The organism is Ureibacillus thermosphaericus, from assembly GCF_002370195.2.
Classification (GTDB): domain Bacteria; phylum Bacillota; class Bacilli; order Bacillales_A; family Planococcaceae; genus Ureibacillus; species Ureibacillus thermosphaericus.
On sequence record NZ_AP018335.1, the window covers coordinates 1,581,969 to 1,598,233 of the forward strand.

19 protein-coding genes and 1 pseudogene are annotated in these 16,265 nt (G+C 35.6%); 16 read left to right on the plus strand and 4 right to left on the minus strand.

Going from position 1 to position 16,265, the window contains the following annotated elements:
• Positions 1–120: 120 nt before the first annotated feature.
• A complete protein-coding gene (locus UtA1_RS07560) occupies positions 121–1,611 on the plus strand; it encodes a UDP-N-acetylmuramoyl-L-alanyl-D-glutamate--2,6-diaminopimelate ligase (RefSeq protein WP_096550578.1) in 1,491 nt (496 codons plus the stop codon).
• Between the two features lie 94 nt (positions 1,612–1,705).
• The gene (locus UtA1_RS07565; protein ID WP_096550579.1) at positions 1,706–2,149 is read left to right on the plus strand and encodes a YlbF family regulator; all 444 of its coding nucleotides are present in this window, start codon (positions 1,706–1,708) and stop codon (positions 2,147–2,149) included.
• A gap of 84 nt (positions 2,150–2,233) precedes the next feature.
• Here UtA1_RS07565 and UtA1_RS07570 read toward each other — a convergent pair whose 3' ends face one another.
• Positions 2,234–3,172, minus strand: coding sequence for a glycerophosphodiester phosphodiesterase (locus tag UtA1_RS07570; RefSeq protein WP_096550580.1), 939 nt, complete (start codon positions 3,170–3,172; stop codon positions 2,234–2,236).
• Positions 3,173–3,353: 181 nt separating this feature from the next.
• Here UtA1_RS07570 and UtA1_RS07575 point away from each other — a divergent pair, with 181 nt between their 5' ends.
• Positions 3,354–3,632, plus strand: coding sequence for a YlbG family protein (locus tag UtA1_RS07575; RefSeq protein ID WP_096550581.1), 279 nt, complete (start codon positions 3,354–3,356; stop codon positions 3,630–3,632).
• 4 nt (positions 3,633–3,636) lie between these two features.
• Here UtA1_RS07575 and UtA1_RS07580 read toward each other — a convergent pair whose 3' ends face one another.
• Positions 3,637–4,026 carry a DUF7147 family protein gene (locus UtA1_RS07580; protein WP_096550582.1) on the minus strand — a complete coding sequence of 130 codons (390 nt, stop codon included), beginning with the start codon at positions 4,024–4,026 and terminating at the stop codon, positions 3,637–3,639.
• Positions 4,027–4,081: 55 nt separating this feature from the next.
• Between UtA1_RS07580 and UtA1_RS07585 the strand changes: the two genes are divergently transcribed.
• Genes UtA1_RS07585 through coaD form a run of 3 tightly spaced genes read left to right on the plus strand, consistent with a single transcriptional unit; the run spans position 4,082 to position 6,573 of the window.
• The gene (locus UtA1_RS07585) at positions 4,082–5,503 is read left to right on the plus strand and encodes an RNA polymerase II (RefSeq protein ID WP_096550583.1); all 1,422 of its coding nucleotides are present in this window, start codon (positions 4,082–4,084) and stop codon (positions 5,501–5,503) included.
• A gap of 19 nt (positions 5,504–5,522) precedes the next feature.
• The gene (rsmD, locus tag UtA1_RS07590) at positions 5,523–6,074 is read left to right on the plus strand and encodes a 16S rRNA (guanine(966)-N(2))-methyltransferase RsmD (protein ID WP_096550584.1); all 552 of its coding nucleotides are present in this window, start codon (positions 5,523–5,525) and stop codon (positions 6,072–6,074) included.
• 13 nt (positions 6,075–6,087) lie between these two features.
• On the plus strand, positions 6,088–6,573 hold the full coding sequence (gene coaD / locus UtA1_RS07595) for a pantetheine-phosphate adenylyltransferase (protein ID WP_016837525.1): 486 nt from the start codon (positions 6,088–6,090) through the stop codon (positions 6,571–6,573).
• A gap of 53 nt (positions 6,574–6,626) precedes the next feature.
• Here the strand turns inward: coaD and UtA1_RS07600 are convergent, their stop codons facing one another.
• Positions 6,627–7,421, minus strand: a complete 795-nt coding sequence (locus UtA1_RS07600) for a hypothetical protein (RefSeq protein WP_232019916.1) — start codon at positions 7,419–7,421, stop codon at positions 6,627–6,629.
• 217 nt (positions 7,422–7,638) lie between these two features.
• Here UtA1_RS07600 and UtA1_RS07605 point away from each other — a divergent pair, with 217 nt between their 5' ends.
• Complete coding sequence (locus tag UtA1_RS07605; protein WP_232019917.1) at positions 7,639–8,688, plus strand: SepM family pheromone-processing serine protease; 1,050 nt, start codon at positions 7,639–7,641, stop codon at positions 8,686–8,688.
• 2 nt (positions 8,689–8,690) lie between these two features.
• Here UtA1_RS07605 and UtA1_RS07610 read toward each other — a convergent pair whose 3' ends face one another.
• The gene (locus UtA1_RS07610) at positions 8,691–9,899 is read right to left on the minus strand and encodes a nucleotidyltransferase (RefSeq protein ID WP_096550585.1); all 1,209 of its coding nucleotides are present in this window, start codon (positions 9,897–9,899) and stop codon (positions 8,691–8,693) included.
• A 158-nt stretch (positions 9,900–10,057) separates the two neighbouring features.
• On the opposite strand from UtA1_RS07610, the gene UtA1_RS07615 reads away from it, so the two are divergent.
• The 9 genes and pseudogenes from UtA1_RS07615 (at position 10,058) to UtA1_RS07655 (ending at position 16,246) form a co-directional block, all read left to right on the plus strand.
• A complete protein-coding gene (locus UtA1_RS07615) occupies positions 10,058–10,597 on the plus strand; it encodes a YceD family protein (protein ID WP_016837520.1) in 540 nt (179 codons plus the stop codon).
• A gap of 21 nt (positions 10,598–10,618) precedes the next feature.
• Positions 10,619–10,792: a 50S ribosomal protein L32 gene (gene rpmF / locus UtA1_RS07620; RefSeq protein ID WP_016837519.1), complete on the plus strand. Its 174-nt coding sequence runs from the start codon at positions 10,619–10,621 to the stop codon at positions 10,790–10,792.
• A gap of 497 nt (positions 10,793–11,289) precedes the next feature.
• Positions 11,290–11,433: a hypothetical protein gene (locus UtA1_RS17115; protein ID WP_172597779.1), complete on the plus strand. Its 144-nt coding sequence runs from the start codon at positions 11,290–11,292 to the stop codon at positions 11,431–11,433.
• 274 nt (positions 11,434–11,707) lie between these two features.
• Positions 11,708–12,093, plus strand: a pseudogene (gene tnpA / locus UtA1_RS07630) (IS200/IS605 family transposase).
• A gap of 11 nt (positions 12,094–12,104) precedes the next feature.
• Complete coding sequence (locus UtA1_RS07635; protein WP_096550586.1) at positions 12,105–13,220, plus strand: RNA-guided endonuclease InsQ/TnpB family protein; 1,116 nt, start codon at positions 12,105–12,107, stop codon at positions 13,218–13,220.
• Positions 13,221–13,396: 176 nt separating this feature from the next.
• On the plus strand, positions 13,397–14,167 hold the full coding sequence (locus UtA1_RS07640) for an enoyl-CoA hydratase/isomerase family protein (RefSeq protein WP_096550587.1): 771 nt from the start codon (positions 13,397–13,399) through the stop codon (positions 14,165–14,167).
• A 164-nt stretch (positions 14,168–14,331) separates the two neighbouring features.
• Positions 14,332–14,730 carry a transcriptional regulator gene (locus UtA1_RS07645; RefSeq protein ID WP_016837517.1) on the plus strand — a complete coding sequence of 133 codons (399 nt, stop codon included), beginning with the start codon at positions 14,332–14,334 and terminating at the stop codon, positions 14,728–14,730.
• Between the two features lie 233 nt (positions 14,731–14,963).
• Positions 14,964–15,857: a ketopantoate reductase family protein gene (locus tag UtA1_RS07650; protein ID WP_016837516.1), complete on the plus strand. Its 894-nt coding sequence runs from the start codon at positions 14,964–14,966 to the stop codon at positions 15,855–15,857.
• On the plus strand, positions 15,854–16,246 hold the full coding sequence (locus tag UtA1_RS07655) for a DUF3397 family protein (RefSeq protein ID WP_096550588.1): 393 nt from the start codon (positions 15,854–15,856) through the stop codon (positions 16,244–16,246). Before UtA1_RS07650 ends, UtA1_RS07655 begins: the two co-directional genes overlap by 4 nt.
• Positions 16,247–16,265 lie beyond the last annotated feature (19 nt).

Genomic DNA, 16,265 nt, shown 5'->3' on the forward strand with positions numbered 1-16,265 from the left:
ATCCCACAGGGACAATGGTGGCTTTTTTTTAATAAATGGTCTATACAGATTGCTGCGAACCCTTTTCTGACAGTGTCACATTAACGACCTAGGCATATGATAGGGAAAAGGAGTGACACAGTGCAATTAGCAGAATTATTGAAAGATTGGCCATGTACGGTAAAAGGCGGTTCCATCCGTGTAGAAGTAAAGGGCGTTGAAGACTATGCACAACATGTAAAACCTGGTGACTTATTTGTTGTACGAAAAGGAAGAAAATTTGATGGATATCAGTATATTGATTTAGCAGTAAAAAATGGAGCAGTTGGAGTTGTCATTGAAGATGAAACACAACTTGATCAATTAAAGTTATCCGTTCCACTTATTTGGGTACCAAACTGTTTAAAATTCATGTCATTTAGTGCTGCAAAAATTTATCGATTTCCGGCAGAAGCGATGCAAGTGATTGCCATTACAGGGACGAATGGAAAAACGACTGTGAGTCATTTTATTGGTCAATTACTACAAGCACTACATAAAAAAGTAATGGTAATTGGAACGAATGGAGTTTTTATAAACGGTGAAGAATTACAAATAGAATATGAAGTATTAACAACGCTACAACCAAAACATTTACACAAAATATTGCAATATGCAGTACGCAATAAAGTTCAATATGTCGTACTAGAAGCATCTTCCATGGGGTTATCTACTCATCGACTAGATGATTGTGATATTGATATTGGCGTATTTTTAAATTTAACGGAAGATCATATTGAAGATCACGGATCTTACGAGAAATATAAACAATCAAAACAAATTTTGGCTCAACTAGCAGATAAATTAGTACTAAATGGTGATGATTCATTTTGCCGCACAGTAGGCTTGCAATCGAAAAAGAAAAAAACTTACTTTGGTCTTGGAAATCGTGTAAATTATCAATTGCAACTATTAGCAGAGGGAAATCATCATTCCACTTGCTGTTTACAGAGCGATAAAGGTCAAAAAGTATTTACACTGCCATTCGTAGGAGAACATCAATTGCAAAATGCTATTGCAGCTATTACGACAGTATGCGAATTAGGCTTTTCTATCGAAAATATTTGTGAAGCGGCAGAGCAGTTGCGATTGCCTAAAGGTCGGCTTGAGTCCATTCCAAACCATTTAAATTTGTCTATTTATATCGATTATGCCCATACAGAAGCAGCACTTAGAGCAATATTGAAAACATTAAGAAAAACTGCCAAAGGTGATTTAATATTAGTCTTTAGTTGTGGTGGAGATCGAGATAAACATAAACGAATTAAAATGGGAGCAGTAGCTACAAAGTATGCAGATATGATTTATTTAACAACAGACAATCCAAGAAGTGAAGATCCTGCATATATTAATTCTCAAATTGCAGCTGGTTTTATATCCACTCAAAAATATGAAATGATTTTAGATCGGGCAGAAGCTATAGAGAAGGCGATTGTATCTGCAAAAGAAGGAGATACGATTGTTATTGCGGGTAAAGGCCATGAAACGACACAAACGTTTAAAGATAAGGAGATTTATTTTTCCGATTATGAGTGTGTGCAATCTGTACTAACTAAATCGTTAAAAAATAAAGTGGATGATTGCCAGTCTTAATAATTTCAAAATGAAGGTCAAGAAAACAAGAATTGCAAATTTAAACTTTGTTCAAATTTTGCTATGATAGATGTACAGATTGGAGGAATAAATGATGATGATGACATCAGAATGGGCCTTCATTTTAGATGAAGCGGATGCGTTAAGCTCAATGATTCTCAATTCTGAGCCCGTACGCAATTATCAACAAGCTCATCATGCTGTATATAGTGATAGAGTATTAGTTGAAAAAATTGCCGCATTTAATCGAATGAAAGTGCAGTACGAGGATGTACAACGCTTTGGCAAATATCATCCCGATTACCATACAATTATGAAAGAAATCAGGAAGTTGAAGAGAGAGCTGGATCTTGATGAAAAAGTAGCGAATTTAAAGCTTGCAGAAAATGAGCTGCAAGATATGCTGGATGAAATAAGTCTTATTATCGGAAAGTCTGTTTCTGAAGCGGTTAAAGTTCCAGTTAGCAACCCATTTTTTGAAACATCTTGCAGTTCAGGCGGATGCGGATCAGGTGGAAGTTGCTCCTGTTCAGCTTGATTTCGTGTGATATATTTAGTTTATAAATGAACGGCTTAAGTTATTAATGCTTAAGCCGTTTTTTATTTGAAGAATTCAAAGACTTTATGAAAGATTTTCCCCTTTTTCTTTATGGTGTTCTACCCAATCCCGAACGAGGGGAACAGCAATATCCGGTCTATCGGTGATAATGCCTTGCGCTCCATTATCTAGTAGTTTTCTCATCAATTCTTCATCGTCAATTACCCAATAATGGACAGGGATATTTAAATTGTTTAAAAAGGCGATAAATTTCGGTGAGTCTAAAGAGAACCTTCCGGACTTTATTGGGATTTGAAAAACATCTACTTTTGGATGATAAAGATGACCAAATTGGCTTGTAAATGCTGCAAACGCTTTTCGGACATCCGATTCTCCAGCTCCTAATGCGACTCGGTTTTGGGCGTACAAATTAAAACGATCCACTTGTTCACTATAGAAGCTCGTTACCACCACTCGATTTTCTGCGTTATATTCTTCAATCAATCTCCAAAGTTTCGAAGGCATTAAACTACCTTCATAAGTTTCTGGACTATCTTTAATATCGATGTTAATAAACATATTTGGGAACTTTTCAAATAACTCTCTTAACGTTACGATTTCTACTTTTTGATTGCGATAAGGGAAATTTCCATTGTTATCTTTATAATGGAAACCAAAATTAAAGTTTTTTAGTTCTTCTAGGGTAAAATCTTTTACAGCACCCATTCCATCAGAAGTGCGGTCAATTGTTTCATCATGAAGTACAACAATCTCTTCGTCTTTTGTTAATCGTATATCAATTTCAAAACCATCTACCCCGAGTTCAAAGGATTTTTCAAAAGCAATCATTGTATGTTCAGGTGCGATTAGTGCACCGCCCCTATGAGCTAAGACGACAGGTATATCCATGCTTAATACTTCTTTTCCTTCACGTTTTTGGGGTTTTAGAAAAGCTTTACTTCCAGCCCATGCTGCTGCACTTGCGGCGGCAATAGCCAGTGCCAGTTTCGTTTTTTTACCCATGACTAGGCCTCCTTTACGAGCTTCTATATATTAACGAATAGGATTTCTATAATCATTACTTGTATAGATTACATCTTATAAAGATGATTATAACGGAAATTGTTACATCATGTCACGAATGTCAGTTGCTATCAAAAATAACTATATGGTATCCTTTAAATGAAGAAAAGGGGTAATAAAAATGCAAGAACGTCAAGGGCTAATCGTGTATGTTTATCAACTGAAACATGCTAAAAGCTTGAGGAAGTTTGGAAATGTCCAATACATTTCAAGAAAACTAAAATACGTGGTGCTCTATTGTAATCGAGATGAAATTTCTTATATAAAAAATAAAATACAACGCCTTCCTTTTGTGAAAGACGTTGTTGAATCGTACTTACCGTTTGTTAAAAATGAATTTGAAAATTCAAAGTCTAAGAAAGATCAGGACCAAGAATACGATTATAAAATAGGACTTTGAATTATTAAGATAGTTGCGGAATTAAACGGTTCATTCTTAATACACCAATCAAATGTTGGTAGAATAAAATCGTTTCGGAATAATAGCAGGAATGTTTAATATCCATTTGAACGGCTTCTTTGCCAATTGCCTTTAATGACTCTTCAAATAATTGTAGCCGTTTAGAAGGTTTTTCTGGAGTGTATGGTATCCCTTCTCTACATATGTATATTGGCATAAAGTTGCTATCACCAACTGGTTGAAAGGCTACTGCAGGAGAGGCATATGCTTGATTACCTTTATAAGAAATAAACAAAAAGGCATTATGGAATCTTTTTTCATTTGTACGAATTAATTCACAAAGCTCGTAAATATCTCCGTAGCCTTGTCCGAGTTCAACAAACTGTTGCGTCATATCGTTATCATCCTTTCTATGTACATAATAGTAGCATGTTCGAGGTGGTTTGCATATGAAATATATCATTAGTTTTTTTAGTCTGCTAGTTTTGCTTATTAGCGGCGTGCTTTTTTTTCAATACCAAGTTTATTCCGATTATCGAGAGAGCGAAGTAGACGATTTTACTTACACGCAAGAAATTGATATTGTATACAGAGGTCAAAGTTTAGATATTCGTCATCACTTTAGAAATTTACCAAATCAAACGATTTCTATCAACTGGCCAGAACAAGCTGTAAACCCCGATTGTTTTATTGAATCAGAAAATAGCTGCAAACGGTTAAGCGAGGATTTTTCTAAATTCCAAGAAAGTGATATACAAACTCAGTCGATCTCATACATAATACCCCTTGATGGAGGATTAAAACCAAATCAATTAATGAAAGATATTTTTGTGACGTTAGAAAATGGTATTGTATCTTATTCAACAGTACATATTACAACTGAACAATCAATTGCTGGAACATGGGTTACAGGTTTACCTTTAGTTGGTCAGCAATCATTATCCCTTGTGCATTATTCAATGTTTAGCGGCACAGGTCCAGTGAAAGAACTTTTTTATGCTGATCATTTACAATTGCAAAATGAACTTGATTTGATTTCTATTTATTCGACAAATAAAATCGAAAACGAATTAGTAGAACAGCTAAATAAAGTGAATTTCTTAAATGATGAACACGTCGCGGTTGTTCATGGTTCGAATCTTTCTGGTAAACAAGGCGAACGTATTTTGTTTTCTAATAATTTGTCAATAGAAGCCTTAAAGGAAGAAGTTATATTGTCCCAATTACGCACGAAATTTCAGTTTGAAAATGTACCTGCATGGGTAACTGAGGTTATGGCTTCGATTTTATCTGATTCTGAGATTGGTGGGGAAAAAGCTAAAGAAATAACAATGACTTTAAAAAGTCGATTGACAGAAGAACAACTTGAACTTTGGAAACAAAAGTTACATGATTTAGAAGGTAAAAAAATCGATGCAGCGCTTTTAGATGAACAATTAAGCGAAGTGTTTGCAAACCATACACAATATTTCCAGTCAAACGTCGCAACTGATGGAGTATTTCCGTTACTATTCAATGATTTCCGAGATGTTTATGTAAATGCTCGATTAGTAGATGACGTTGAAGTAATTTTTAAAGATGGTCAAGTGTTATATTCTGCTGACTCTTTATTACATCATCTCGGTTATGAAACACGAGTTGGGGAAAAAGGTTATTATGTAAATAATGATATTAGACAATATCGTTTTCCTTTTAATCATGAATTTTATGTTTATAACCAAAGACGCTACAATACCGTGTCACAACCAATAAAAGTGATAGCTGATAAGTATTACATTGAAGAGTCTTGGGTGCAAAAGCTATTTTTCATTGAAATGGATAAAAAGAAAGACTCTATTTCCATAAAAAACATTGACACTGAACAACAATAGTGAAAGCTTGGTGATGAAGATGCGAGTAGTAGCCGGTGAAAGGAAAGGGATACCGCTCAGAGCGATTGCCGGAACGACTACGAGACCTACAACGGATAAAGTGAAAGAAGCACTATTTAATATCATCGGGCCTTTTTTCGAAGGTGGAATAGCATTAGATTTATTTGCTGGCAGCGGCGGACTAGGAATTGAAGCATTAAGTAGAGGTGCGGAAAAAGCTATCTTTATTGAGAAAGATCGCCGAGCTGTTCAAGTATTGAAAGAAAATATAAAAAAGTGCCGTTACGAAGAGTTTTCGGAAGTGTATTGTACAGATGCAAGCCGTGCTGTAAAGGCACTGCTAAAAAGGGATATCCAAATAGATTATTTATTTGTTGATCCGCCATATAAAAAGCTAGAATATTATGATTACATTTCATTTCTTGTAGAAGGCGGAAAGCTGGCTGACGATGCAATAATCGTTTGTGAACATTCGACTGAAGTACAATTGCCAGATGCTTACGGACGATATTCATGCATCCGAGATGAAACTTATGGAAATACTATTATTTCAATTTATCGAATGAATTAGGGAGAGGGAGAAATTGTCGCAAAAAATTGCAGTAGTACCGGGAAGTTTTGACCCGATTACGAATGGACATTTAGACATTATTAAACGGGCAGCAGATGTATTTGATCTTGTATATGTTGCTGCATTGAAAAATTCTTCAAAAAATCCGTTGTTTACTATTGAAGAAAGACTTGAGTTGATCGAAAAGGTAACGAAGGATATTCCAAATATTCGCGTTGAAAGTTCTTCTGGATTGCTTGTGGATTATGCGAAGTCTCGAAACGCCATCGCTATTGTTCGAGGTTTAAGAGCAGTATCAGACTTCGAATATGAGATGCAAATAACATCGATGAATCGTTTTTTAGATGAATCGATTGAAACATTTTTCATCATGACTAAAAATCAATATTCCTTCTTAAGTTCTAGTATTGTGAAGGAAGTTGCTCGCTATGGTGGAAGTGTAAAAGGATTAGTACCTTGTGAAGTAGAAGAAGCATTAAAGAAGAAATTTCATCAATAATCGAAAACTCGGCAAGATAAAATGCATCTGCCGAGTTTTCTCTTTTTATAAAGTTATAAAAATAATATAAAATATAGCAACGGAATAATAATCGTGATGAGAACTCTTAATAGAATGTAGGGTTTGAGCGAAATGTTTTCACTTTTTGCGATGACTGCTACTTGCATATGAATGCTTAAACTTTGGATTGATAAGAAAGTAGCCATTAGCAAAGGAAGTATAATTGATTCATCGGCAAAAAACTTATGTGCAATTTTAAGTCCGTTCGTCATTTCTAAAGATGCTGCTGTTAATAGTAGTAGATTTTTATGTATATTTGGCAAAATTGTCTGAATTGTAAACATGACGACGGTATAAATTGTTGTAAAAAAAATGATTGTTGAACCAACGACAAGAACAGTAGGAATACTGTCTTTGATGCTAGAAATGAATGGATTTTCATTTCTTCTAAGGTTGTCTAATTTGATTTCTTGCCGAGGATTGGAACGATGGTAAAAATAATATAACAGCAAAAGGAATAGAGAAACTGTATGATATAAAATTAAATATTGCCAGCTGAAGCGGGTATCATGTAGTAAGTCATGTCCAACAAATCCTAATACGAATAAAGGGCTTGGACCATGACAAATACTTAATAAGCCGTTTGCTTCACTTTTTGAAATTTGATTTGTTCTTTTTAAATAGGCAATGGTTGCGGCACCGGTTGGGAAACCACCGAGTGCACTGATGCCGTATGTTTTAAAATATAATTTGAATCTTGATAAGGAATTTTCCTTTTCAGGTGTTAAGCGAATAAACCATTGTGTTAAAATCAAATACGGAAGTAAATATGGGAATAAAGCTTCCATGAATAGTTGAAGTCCAAGGTCCGCTCCTTTATGAGCGATTCCTGGAAATAGTAATAGTAAACAAATGAGCGTTATACATACGAAAAGATATAGTAGTGGAATAAGCCATCAACTCTTTTCAACTTTTGTTTTTTCGATGAACCAAATGCTAAACTAATATATGCACGATTTAATTTTTTTAGTCTTTTTCGAGCTAACATAGGAGGTGCTTTAACTTTTGAAACATTTTATTACGATAATCGTTACGATGTTGTTTTTATTTTTTTTATCTTTTTACAAGCTGGACTACTATATTATGAAACCTGGAAGCTCCTATGATGTTAGCGAATTTGTTACTGTGGAAAATGGGGATTTGGACGATGAAGGAACAATCAGTCTTATGACGGTTGCAATGGGACCAGCGACACCCTTGACATATCTCATCGCAAAGTTTAAAGAGTATGAAGATATTTTGAAAAAAGAGGAAGTTTACCATAAAGAAGAGGATGAACGGGAATATAACGTTCGTCAATTAAAGCTAATGAAGGATTCACAATTTAATGCTATTTACGTCGCTTATAATAAGGCTGGTTTACCGTATACAGTTGATTATCAGGGCATCACTGTTTTAAATGTATTAGCTGGTGGTGCCAGTGATGGGCAATTAGAGCCTGGAGATAAAATCCAAGAAATTGATGGGAATATTATAAAAAAAGCGGAAGATTTAGTTCATATTTTAGAAACGAAAAAAGAAAATGATGTCGTCCAATTAGTGATTCACCGCAATGATAAATTGCTGGATCGCACTATTACATTAAAGGAAATCCCAGATAGTGATGGGAAGGTTGGTTTAGGGATTACTTATTCCGAAAATAAAACGATTAAAACAGAACCGATGGTAAAAGTGAATGCAGAAGATATTGGAGGACCTTCTGCAGGGTTAATGTTCACTTTAGAAATTCTGAATCAACTGTTAGAAGAAGATATTACAAAGGGATATCTAGTTGCAGGAACTGGAGAAATCCATGAAGACGGCAAAGTCGGTCGTATCGGAGGCATTGAAAAGAAAGTTGTTGCAGCTCATGAAGATGGCATGGAAATTTTCTTCGCTCCTGATGATGAAATACCTGAAGAAGTCAAGAAGAATAATCCAGCCATTCTTTCCAATTATGAAGCTGCTGTCAATATCGCAAAAAAATTAAATACCGACATGAAAATCGTGCCGGTAAAAACGATTGACGATGCATTAAATTATTTAGCAAGTCTTCCTGAAAAAGATAAATCGTAATTCTATAATCGTATTGGCGGAGTTTTATAATCTCCGTCAATTTTCTTTTGTGAAAATAATTCAACGCCTAAAGCATACATTTCAGATGCTCTAATGTCGATTTGAAGCATTTGATCTTTTGCTTGTGCTACTCGGCTAATAATCGGCAACTCTAAATTCTTTTTTCTTTCTGATAAATAAGCTTGTCCATTTTTTGTCATTCCGAGTAAACGAATGTAGGTTGGATGCTTGAATTGATGCAATTCATCTTTCGTTATGCCAGTAAAAATGTGCGTCAGCATTCTTTGCAATCTCGTCCAAGTATACCGCTTTGATTTTATTTCTGACATAAATTGTGAAAAGTTTTCACTATGTTTTACATGTTTGATGAGAGCATATTCAATTCCTTCCGAAACATCTGCAAAGGCTCTCAAGTTTTCTGGATGATAATGCATGATGGCATATTTTAATAGTGGCCAAAAAGCATCCCAGTCAACAAATTTTGAAAATTGTTGCTTCCATTCAACAAGATGGACGTAAGTTGAATTTGGTACGAAATTACGTATCGCTTCAACATTTCTCTTTTGAAATATTTCTTTACGAATACCAGTTGCACTGGCGATTGTCGATGTTTCATTGATTGCATCGTGATAGCCTGCATGCAATCGTTGAATTGTCATTGGTTGAATTGATAAATTGAATTTTTTTGCAGCGGCAATATAGTGATAACCAAGAATGTTATTTGGTTTGGACAAGTCGATGTAATTTTCATTTTTCTTTTGTTTTAATTGTTCATAAGCGTAATATAAGCTTTGTGGATAACTGGTTCCTGTTGATACGTACTTCTTGATGAGCGCATTATATTCTTCATTATGTTCTTCAATTAGATTAAGAGTGTTAATAAAAGGTTCGAGTTTTCCTTCTTCGCTCCCAAATGAAAAAGCATCGCATTGTAATGCGTCAAGGAGAAATATCGCACCTTCAGCAAATACAGGTGCATTAGCTGTGCTATAAACATATGGTAATTCAACAACGATATCGACACCGCTTTGTAAAGCCATTTTTGCTCGATGCCATTTAGAGACAAGAGAAGGTTCACCTCTTTGTAAAAAGGGGCCACTCATAACAGCGACGACTACATCGGCGTTTGTAATCTTTTTAGATTGGGTAACATGATAGTAATGTCCGTTATGAAATGGATTATACTCAACGACTATTCCAACCGCTTTCATAAAAAAGCCCCTTTCAAATAATACAATCTTTCTTCTAAAATTATCTCTTTAGTTAATACTGAATTATAGAAGCGTTTTTGTAAAGTGACAAGAAAATATCTTGACATCTATATTACCTCATTATATAATCAACATTGTTGTCTCGGGGTGATTCGTGAATGAAATGGTCAATTCATCAACTTTCGAAGTATCGCCATAAAGGAATGCCGATCGATACAGTTGTGCAATTGGATGAAGTGAAAAAGCGAAATCAAGAAATTCGCGATATTTCACCCGTTCATGTAAAAGGTCACTGTACAATCGGAAGTTCACAAATGACTTGTCAGTTTACTTTGACAGCGACCTTAATACTCCCTTGTGCTCGTACTTGGGAGGATGTTGAATTTCCTATTGAAGTTGAGACGGTAGAAGTCTTTAGCTGGGTTGATCCAGAACTTCGGGGAAATGAAGAAGATGAAGATATCCATTACATAGATGGAGAAGTCATCGATTTGAAGCCAGTCTTAGAAGAAATCATTCTTCTTGAAGTGCCGATGCAAGTATTTAAAGAAGGTACTGAAGGTACTATTAAAGGTGGTAAAGACTGGAGTTATTCAACAGAAGAAGACGTTAGTCAAAAAGTAAATGACGAACCAAAAGTGGATCCAAGACTTGCTGGATTAGCTAAGTTTTTTGATCAATCAAAAACAGATGAATAAATCTGCAAGGAGGTGCCAATCATGGCTGTACCATTTAGAAGAACTTCTAAAACTGCAAAAAGAAAACGCCGTACACATTACAAATTATCAGTACCTGGTATGGTGAATTGTCCAAATTGTGGTGAACCAACTTTATCTCACCATGTATGCAAATCTTGCGGACATTACAAAGGTAAAGAAGTGGTAAGTAAATAATAAAGCGTAGATTCGTTATACGCTGCTTACGAAAGACTATTAGAGTGACCATGGCTCTCTAATAGTCTTTTTTTGGTGCGCCCGGCATGTACATGAACTATAGGGTGTAAGTCCCGAACCCCGAAGACAGAAGTAGAGGTTAGCCAAGAGCAAGGGTGTCCGTGGTGACGCGGAATCTGAAGGAAGCTGGAGGCAAAACACCGGTCCGAGGAACACGAACCTCATATAAGGCTAGGTATGATTGAGTGAGTTTGCCAAACAAAACAAAGCTCTTTCTGTCGAAGGTCATATCGAGTAGATGAGGCGGATAGATGGTGTGAAAGTGCATGTACTTACCCGGGGAGGTCTGGCGGATATGTGAAGTACGCTTCATAACCTACTTAGTGATAAGTAGCTGAACCGTCAGAAGTCAGCAGAGGTCATAGTATTAGTTGGTTTAGAACTACTAAGAAGGACCGAACAATTAAGAGAGAATAGCCCTTGGCATTCAGTGAGTCATGATGAACACAGAAAACGTAGTACCTCACTTGAGGAAGGAAGCGGTGAATCCCGTGGGAGACCTCTTGGAGGGTGGAGTGACCACTGGCATAAAGAGAACAGCTATTCACGGAAGTTATAAAGACTTGCGTCAATCATCTTAATTGAACCGCCGTATACGGAACCGTACGTACGGTGGTGTGAGAGGACGGGAGTTAATCGCTCCCTCCTACTCGATCATTATGTTCATGAAATAGGTAAAAACCAATTGTTGTCAAAATTTAACATACCTCCGAAAGAAGTCTCCTACTTCTAAACGAGAGGTGCATATGCACCAGTGAAAGTGGGAGATGAATTTTGGTAGGCGTAGCCTAAAGATGTCTCTTTTTTTGTGTTGTGATATAATAAGTCTTATATAAATGAAAGGTTGTTATATCAATGAAATTAGATAATAATAATCATTCAGTGTTCTTGTTGTATTACCATCTTGTCCTGGTCGTAAAATATCGCAGAAAAGTGATTGATGATACCATATCTGACTATGCAAAAGATATGTTTATTCGACTTGGTGAAAATTACAATATTTCCTTGGTCGAATGGAATCACGATATTGACCATGTGCATATTTTGTTCAAAGCACATCCGAATAGTGAATTATCAAAGTTCATCAATGCCTATAAAAGTGCAAGTTCTCGACTTATCAACAAGTGAAAAGAAAACTTTGGAAAGAGTATTTTTGGTCAAGAAGCTTTTGCTTACTTACAACTGGTGGCGCCCCCATTGAAGTGATAAAGCAGTATATAGAAAATCAAGGGATGAAGTGAGGTGATTCGATATGGCAAACAAAACATATAAGTTCCGTCTGTACCCAACGAAAGAACAAGAGCAACTTCTTGCGAAAATCTTCGGTTGCGTTCGTTTTGTTTACAATCAGATGCTGGCAGAACGTAAAGAAATATATGAAAAGTTCAAAGACGACAAAGAGAAGCTTAAAGAACAAAAGTTTCCGACACCGGCAAAGTACAAAGATGAATTCCCATTCCTAAAAGAAGTGGATTCTTTAGCTTTAGCCAACGCACAAATCCATTTACAAAATGCTTATAAGAACTTTTTTGAAGGTCGTGCAGAGTTCCCTAAATTCAAAAGTAAAAAACACAAGCAATCCTATACAACCAATATGGTCAATGGAAATATTAAGATTGAAGATGGTCATATCAAATTACCAAAGTTCAAAAAGCCGCTGAAAATGAAGCAACATAGAGAGATTCCTGCTGATTACAAAATCAAATCTTGCACTATTTCGAAAACAAAGACAGGCAAATACTATATTTCGATTTTGACAGAATATGAGAAAGAAACTACTACAGTAAACATTCAACATGTGGTTGGATTAGATTTTGCTATGGATGGTCTGTATGTCGATAGTGAAGAGGGTAAGAGAGCCAATTATCCTCGTTTCTATCGACAAGCATTGAAAAAATTAGCGAAGGAACAACGTATTTTGTCACGCAGGAAGAAAGGTTCTAATCGTTGGCACAAACAGCGACTGAAAGTAGCGAACTTACATGAAAAGGTTGCAAACCAACGAAGAGACTTTTTACACAAATTGTCCCATCATCTTGCAAGCAAGTACGATTGTGTTGTTGTCGAAGACCTCAACATGAAGGGAATGTCACAAGCCCTACATTTTGGTAAAAGTGTTACTGATAACGCATGGGGGATGTTTACAACATTTCTCCAATACAAGTTAGAAGAGCAAGGGAAAAAGCTTATCAAAATAGATAAATGGTTTCCATCATCCAAAACTTGTTCATGTTGCGGTCGAGTAAAGGAGTCTCTATCTCTTTCTGAGCGTACATTTCGCTGTGATTGTGGTTTTGTGGCAGACCGTGATTGGAACGCTTCTATCAATATCAAACATGAAGGATTTCGGTTGTTAGGGTTAGTATAGTAAAAAGAACTCTTGGAACGAGAGGGATAGCTCGGTCTATTTCGTATTGTTAGATACGATAAACCGAGAAGCCCCCACCTCTAACCGAAGCGTAGGTGGAGGGTAGTTCACAACCTTTATTACTATGAAAACATATCGTATTATGTTGAAATAATATCAAAAAGGGGATGTATTCATTGTCTTACCAAATTGAACAAAAGGACGGTATTCTAACTTTTATTATTGATAGAGAAGAAAAGAGAAATGCAGTAAATGACGAAGTAATGAATGGCCTAAAACAAGTAATTAAACATATTAAAGAGAACAGAGATGTGCGATTTTTAGTTGTTACTGGTGCGGGGGATAAAGCGTTTTGTTCTGGTGGAGATTTGACGGAATTTCATAGTTTAAAAACGGCTGAAGAAGCTTTTGGGATGTTAAGCAAAATGGGAAATATATTATATGAACTTGCTACATTGCATGTTCCAACCATTGCCTTAATTAACGGGACAGCCGTTGGGGGTGGTTGTGAAATCGCTACAGCATGTGATTTTCGTTTGGTGGCAAGTCATGCAAAATGCGGATTTATTCAAGGAACGTTGGCAATTACGACCGGATGGGGTGGCGGTACGTATTTATTTGAACGTGGATTGCGTCATGACCGTGCATTAAAAATGCTGATTGATGCGAAGCCATACACTGCTCAGCAATTATATGAAATTGGTTGGGCTATGAGAATATTTGACGGTCCAAAAGAAGAAGCATTGGAAGCGTTTATTGAAGATATGAAAAAAATTCATCCTTCTGTCCATCATGCATATAAAGAGATTGAACTTCGCAAATGGAGAGAGCGAAATATGTATGGACGTGTTATGGAAGAAATCAAACTTTGTGCAAAACTTTGGGAAAGTGAAGATCATGAAAAAGCAGTTGAACGCTTCTTATCAAAATCAAGCAATCATAAATAATACAAAATATTGTCTTCAACAATACTACTGAATAATCGGTTATATCCATTTGAAAATAGGTCGCGACAAAATTTTTATATGTCGCAACCTATTTTTTTCTATGTTCTTTAATTCTATTTACTCTCTTTTTGCATATAGTAGTAAAAAAATGAGAGGTGATAAGTATGGAAGGGAAAAGAAGGAAAGATCAATGGACAGCTGAAGATGACGAAAAATTAGCAGAGATTGTCATCACAGCTGTACAAAATGGAAGAACTCAATTAGAAGCGTTTGCTGAGGCTGCGCAAGTGCTGAATCGAACAAAGCAGGCTTGCGGTTTCCGCTGGAATAAAACATTAAGGCAACAATATGGTCAAATGTTAAATAGTGTTAGAAAACGACCAAAGCAATTAATGCGAAGCCACTTAAAGCTTGCTCTTAATAGTTTTGATGAATTGACAGAAGCATACAATGAATTAGAACTAAAATATCGAGAGCTTCAAACTGAGCATGATAGAGTGCTAAAATGGCTTCAACAAGGTGCAATATTCATCGAACAACAACAGCAAAAACAGCAGCAATAATCGCCATTATTCCTCTTTTTTATCACCATCATCCATCAATCAAGGTAAAGGAAGCTGCAGTTAAATATCGAAAACTTCAAATATTTCCAGTATAATATGAAAAAAAGGGTGTGACACTCTTTCGGTCACACCTTTTTGTCGTTTTCGTTCTTGAAAAAATAAGGATGTACAAACCAGCAAAACAATTAATATCAATTTAATGGAATAAATAAGTTGTAAAGAGGGAAGCGCGTATGAATATAGTTATAATTGGTGCAGGTTCTGTCGGAATGTTGATGTCCTCGTTTTTAGCTGAAAAATATGAAGTAACGTTAATAGTTCGAAGGCTAAAACAAGAAGAAGCAATACGAAAACATGGCCTTTATAGAAAAAATTTGGATGGAACTATTACGAAGAAATATGTGAATGTTACGACTACATATAATGAAATTGCGACAGCATCTTTAGTAATTGTGGCAGTAAAATATACACATCTGCAAGAAGTTTTCCTGCAACTTCAGAAGCTGCCACAGGACATACCAATTTTATTTGTACAAAACGGTTTAGCTCATTTTGAAGAAGCGCTGAAACTTCCTCAACAGACTATTGGATTTGGCTCATGCCAATTCGGTGCACAAAAGGCAAATGATTATACAGTTATTCATAATGGAATTGGTGTGTTAAAATTAGCAGTTGAAAGGGGAAATGACGAGGTTTTTCAATTGTTACACGGGATAGAAAACGAATTGTTTCCTTTACAATTTGTCGATGATGCTGAAAAAATGCTTTTTGAGAAGGCGTTATATAATTGTTTTATCAACCCCTTGACAGCTGTGTTGCAAGTAAAAAACGGCGAATTAATCAACAATATTCATGCGAAAAAATTGTTAAAAGATTTATATGAAGAATTAATGAATGCTTTCCCTGAACAAAGAATGATTGTCTCATTTGAAGATGTTGTTTCGTTGTGCGAAAAAACAGCTTCTAACACTTCTTCGATGTTACAAGATCGATTAATGAATAAGAAAACAGAAGTGGAATCGATTGTCGGAGCAATCATAAAAAAAGCAGAATTAAAAGGTAAAAGCTTACCGACTTTAAAAACGTTATATCATTTAGTGTTGTCACTAGAGGGTGAAAAAACGTGAAATTAGTTTTAACATACATTCTTGGCACCCTAATTTTATTGCCAATGACTGCCTTCATTATTTCATTTTTTTTATTTCGGAAATACTTGAAAAAACAGGCGGACAGTAGTTTTAGTTTAGCAGCAGATATCACGACCTTTTTTTTATTTTTCTCCGTCACCCTCTCCATTGCAACCCTATGGAACTCTACAATAAGTATTGTAGCCGTTGTAATTTCCATATTGATTGCGATGTTGATGACTTATAAAGAATGGAAAAGGAAAAAAGAAATTAAAGTATTTCCTTTATTGAGAAGAATATGGCGCATGCAATTTTTATATTTAATTTTCATCTATACAATTGTTTGGATTGTAGGCATTATTCAAAGTATTATATTTTTTATTACATAGATTGAGCCATTTTCTTTTC

Bases quoted from the DNA above. Each gene is read 5' to 3' on its own strand.
- UtA1_RS07580 (WP_096550582.1), bottom strand. From the start codon at position 4,026: ATGACGCAACAGTTTGTTGAACTCGGACAAGGCTACGGAGATATTTAC.
- UtA1_RS07635 (WP_096550586.1), top strand. From the start codon at position 12,105: ATGGCAAACAAAACATATAAGTTCCGTCTGTACCCAACGAAAGAACAA.
- rsmD (WP_096550584.1), top strand. From the start codon at position 5,523: ATGCGAGTAGTAGCCGGTGAAAGGAAAGGGATACCGCTCAGAGCGATT.
- UtA1_RS07650 (WP_016837516.1), top strand. From the start codon at position 14,964: ATGAATATAGTTATAATTGGTGCAGGTTCTGTCGGAATGTTGATGTCC.
- UtA1_RS07645 (WP_016837517.1), top strand. From the start codon at position 14,332: ATGGAAGGGAAAAGAAGGAAAGATCAATGGACAGCTGAAGATGACGAA.
- UtA1_RS07600 (WP_232019916.1), bottom strand. From the start codon at position 7,421: ATGGAAGCTTTATTCCCATATTTACTTCCGTATTTGATTTTAACACAA.
- UtA1_RS07585 (WP_096550583.1), top strand. From the start codon at position 4,082: ATGAAATATATCATTAGTTTTTTTAGTCTGCTAGTTTTGCTTATTAGC.
- UtA1_RS07610 (WP_096550585.1), bottom strand. From the start codon at position 9,899: ATGAAAGCGGTTGGAATAGTCGTTGAGTATAATCCATTTCATAACGGA.
- rpmF (WP_016837519.1), top strand. From the start codon at position 10,619: ATGGCTGTACCATTTAGAAGAACTTCTAAAACTGCAAAAAGAAAACGC.
- UtA1_RS07575 (WP_096550581.1), top strand. From the start codon at position 3,354: ATGCAAGAACGTCAAGGGCTAATCGTGTATGTTTATCAACTGAAACAT.
- UtA1_RS17115 (WP_172597779.1), top strand. From the start codon at position 11,290: ATGATGAACACAGAAAACGTAGTACCTCACTTGAGGAAGGAAGCGGTG.
- UtA1_RS07615 (WP_016837520.1), top strand. From the start codon at position 10,058: ATGAAATGGTCAATTCATCAACTTTCGAAGTATCGCCATAAAGGAATG.
- UtA1_RS07565 (WP_096550579.1), top strand. From the start codon at position 1,706: ATGATGATGACATCAGAATGGGCCTTCATTTTAGATGAAGCGGATGCG.
- UtA1_RS07570 (WP_096550580.1), bottom strand. From the start codon at position 3,172: ATGGGTAAAAAAACGAAACTGGCACTGGCTATTGCCGCCGCAAGTGCA.